Annotated in this window: 2 protein-coding genes and 1 pseudogene; 1 reads left to right on the top strand and 2 read right to left on the bottom strand. The window is 60.3% G+C overall.

What is annotated here, in order from left to right; all coding sequences use genetic code 11:
* Positions 1-89 precede the first annotated feature (89 nt).
* Positions 90-539 (top strand): annotated as a pseudogene (locus tag ACQ0O7_RS44955) (tyrosine-type recombinase/integrase); the annotation flags it as partial.
* 157 nt (positions 540-696) lie between these two features.
* Here ACQ0O7_RS44955 and ACQ0O7_RS44950 read toward each other — a convergent pair.
* Positions 697-2,172 carry a Fic family protein gene (locus ACQ0O7_RS44950; protein WP_430792072.1) on the bottom strand — a complete coding sequence of 492 codons (1,476 nt, stop codon included), beginning with the start codon at positions 2,170-2,172 and terminating at the stop codon, positions 697-699.
* A 349-nt stretch (positions 2,173-2,521) separates the two neighbouring features.
* A protein-coding gene (locus ACQ0O7_RS44945; protein ID WP_430792073.1) for an IS3 family transposase occupies positions 2,522-3,642 on the bottom strand; the annotation gives its coding sequence in 2 pieces (ribosomal slippage) (positions 2,522-3,403 and positions 3,406-3,642; 1,119 coding nt in all).
* Between the last annotated feature and the right edge of the window lie 80 nt (positions 3,643-3,722).

The following is a 3,722-nucleotide window of genomic DNA, read 5'->3' as shown; positions in this document are numbered from 1 at the left end:
TCGCCCGTGCCAACCGACGCGCCGACCGCCGATCACACGACCTCATCACCGCTGTGACCAGCAGTTACCCCAGAACGCAATGACCCTGGCTCCGGGCCGAGGCCGCCGAGACCAAGTCGCGAGCCGGCAGGCGACGGATCGGGCTTCCCGAACAACTCGTCTCGCTGTTGCAGCAGCACCAGAAGGACCAGGAAGCCGACCGTGATAAGGCAGGGCAACTATGGAGCGAGGGTGGCTGGGTATTTGCAGGGCCGACCGGAGGTCCCCTGAATCCGCGTACGGACTGGACGGAATGGAAACGCCTTCTCAAAACTGCAGGTCTTCGAGACGGCAGGCTCCACGACGCCCGGCATACCGCCGCGACAGTGCTGCTCATTCTGGAGGTAGCCGAACGTGCCGTGATGGGGATCATGGGCTGGTCCAACTCCGCAATGGCGAAGCGCTACCAGCACATCACTGAACAGGTACGTCGTGACGTGGCCGAGCGGGTCGGCGGTCTCCTGTGGAAGTCGTCCGCGCCGGCGAAGTCCTACTATTGAGGCACTAAATGGACAGCAAGGCGGCGCCAACAGAATGGAAAGCGCCGCCTTGCCGTTCTAACCATACTCACGTTCGCAGCTCAGCCATGCGCTAAGTAATTTCCGCACCGGCACGTTCGCTCAGCTCCCTGACGTATACTAAATACGTGACTTAGGTCTACGCCAAGGTTTGCGTGAATTTTGCGATTGACGCCGAGAGGCAGCTTTCAATAAAATGATCCACCTCGGGCCAGATGGCATCCAAAGTGAGATCTCCGGTAATTGGAACCTGATCAAATTCACTCGGCTCAAATAGCCACTCGTAGGCCGGAGCCTGCCCTTCCCCATCAACAAATAGGCGCTCCGCCTGAATTAAGACGGAACCAATTCCCGTGTCGCCCGAACCGACGCGAACTACAGCCACAAGAAATCGCATCCGCTCCTCAAGGAGTCTCATAGTTAGAGCATTCCACCAGGACCCCTCTGAGAGGTTTGCGAAGAATTGATGGTGCCGCGCTAGCTTGACTAGCTGTCCATGAAATTGAAGCGCCTCAGGAGTTCCGACATTCGCACGCCTGATCCACACGTTCGCGCTTGTATCGTTCGAACGGAATGTCTGCTCAAGCTCCGGCGCCAAAGCTTTCAGCTTCGCCTCAATTCTGTCGCTGACCTTGAGAGCCAGCTTCGCCAACGCCTCCGACTTCTGCCGACGATTCGCTTGTTGAAGATCTGCAAGTTTCGCCGCTGCGGCTCGAGCGACTTCGAGCACCGATCCAGTGGACAGTGGCTGCAGGGGGGCCTGGAACTGCCGGATCATGGCTTGCCGCTCAAGATCGGCGAGAAGCAGGATGAGCGGCTCAAGGTCACCATCATTCGCTGCATCAAGCTGGTTGATGTAGTGCGAACGGGTATCGCGCCCGACTACCAGCGGCGCATAGTGCGCCCTGAGTAGCTCCAGCAGAACCAACGCCCGTGCGACCCTGCCATTACCATCCTGGAAAGGATGGATTGAGATGAAGCGATGATGCAACCATGCCGCACGAATTATAGGATGCGAGTCGTCGTCTTCATAGAATCGAACTAGCGACTCCATCTGATCTTGCACTCTCAGTGGTGGGCAGTATTCGAGAGTAGATCCATCGGGTCGTGTCACATGGTTTGCGTCCGTTTTCCATTCACCGTGCAGAAGTTCGACCTTAACTGGATTCCCTAGAGTGTCGGTAGCGTCGTACGTAAGTTGATTTCGAGTGATGAGTGCATGCAACTCTCGAACAAAAGAAATCGAGAACGGCCGCTCACCTCTCGCCGACTCACTGACGAACTCTAGCGCCTCGTACTGATCCTTGATCACGGAAAGAGCCTCGGCACCAACCGAGCCACCAGTTCGCTCAATCACACCCTGGCTGATACCTTCAGCTACGAGCGCTTCCGTGACACCCCACTCCACGTCATAGAGCTTCTCAATGATCCCGGTCTCGATGGCGTGTGACCGCAGCGCCCTGAGTCGCGTTTCCTGAAAGCTCTCAGGATCATTCTTAGCAGCTTCCTGCCACGCGTGTTGGAGTGGCTCCAACTTCCTCAGAGAACTCGTCGTTCGCTCGCTTACTTCGGGAACCCCGGTGATCTCTTCCCAGAGATGATCTTTAAGCGCCACGCCCTCATCGTACTGAAATTAGCGAGTGGTCGGTGTGCTACTGGGGAGCATGACGATCGAACTCTCATCATGCGAGCAGTGATCTCGCTGTCGCGGCACACCAGGCGAGCGTCTGCGCAGGATATTGAGGTGGATCGGCCTTCTCGATAGCCCTACCCTTCACTTCGTGAACACCGAGGATCAACGCCTCTACGAACGGCTACTCAAGATGTTGGACCGCCTTGATCCGTGGCTTGCCCGTTGCGCCGGGGACAAGCCAGGCTTTGAGGACCCTGACCCTCGCAGCTCGCTTCGAGGTGATGACGCCCGCCTACACCGGGTCTGCTGCACCGATAGGTGACAGGTCAAGTCACGCGGCCTGACTGGCCGGTGGGGTCATGATGGTCTCGTACTCGATAGGGGTCAACCGGGACAAGCCTCGTTGGCGTCGTCGGCGGTGGTAGGTCCGTTCGATCCAGGTGACGATGGCGGTCCTCAGTTGCTGCCGGGTGGTCCAGGTCCGGCGGTCGAGGATGTTGTTCTGCAGCAGGCCGAAGAAGGACTCCATGGCGGCGTTGTCGCCGGCGGCGCCGACGCGGCCCATCGATCCGATCATGTGGTGCTGGTTCAGCGCACGGACAAATTTCCGGCTGCGAAATTGCGACCCGCGGTCGGTGTGCAACACGCAACCGGCCACGTCACTGCGCCGGGAGACGGCGTTGTGCAGGGCGTTGATGGCCAGCCGCGATTTCATCCGTGAGTCGATGGAGTAGCCGACGATCCGGTTGGACCACACGTCTTTGATCGCGCAGAGGTAGAGCTTGCCCTCACCGGTGCGGTGTTCGGTGATGTCGGCCAGCCACAACCGGTTGGGGCCGTCGGCGGTGAAATCGCGTTTGACGAGGTCGTCGTGCACCGGCGGGCCGGGCCTGCCGCCCTTGCCGCGCCGCCGTCGGCGGCTGAACGTGCTCCACCAGCCCATGCCGGAGCAGATCTTCCAGGCGGTGCGCTCGGTCATCGGCCGGTCGGCGGCGCGGGCTTCGTCGGCCAGGAACCGGTAGCCGAACTCGGGATCGTCACGATGGGCGTCGAACAAGGCGTCCGCCCGGTAGGCCTGGGTCAGTTCGGCGTCGGTGACCGGGCGGGCCAGCCACCGGTAGTAAGGCTGTCGAGCGATCTGTAATACCCGGCACGTCACCGTAACGGGTATCCCGTCGGCGGCCAGCTCGTTCACGAGCGGGTAGAGCCTTTTCCCGGCAGGTTCGCCTGCGACAGATACGCCGCGGCCCGCCGCAGGACCTCGTTCTCCTGTTCGAGGAGCTTGATCCGCTTCCGGGCCTCGCGCAGCTCGGCCGAGTCACTGCCACTGACGCCAGGCCTGACGCCGGTGCCGGTGTCGGCCTGGCGCAGCCATTTGAACAGCGTCATCGGGTGGACCCCGAAGTCCTTGGCGATCTGTTCCACCGTCACACCCGGGTCCCGGAGCCCTATTCAAAACCTCGCTCAGGCCCTTGCCCGGTAGATCTCAAGATTCGTGACGGTCCGTAGTACGTCGGGAAACTCGGAGATCC

Origin of the sequence: Actinoplanes sp. G11-F43 (assembly GCF_050589265.1) — a bacterium.
In the GTDB taxonomy this organism is placed as follows: Bacteria; Actinomycetota; Actinomycetes; order Mycobacteriales; family Micromonosporaceae; genus Actinoplanes.
Note: the sequence above shows the minus strand (reverse complement) of the source record. Positions and strands in the feature narration are given on the sequence as shown.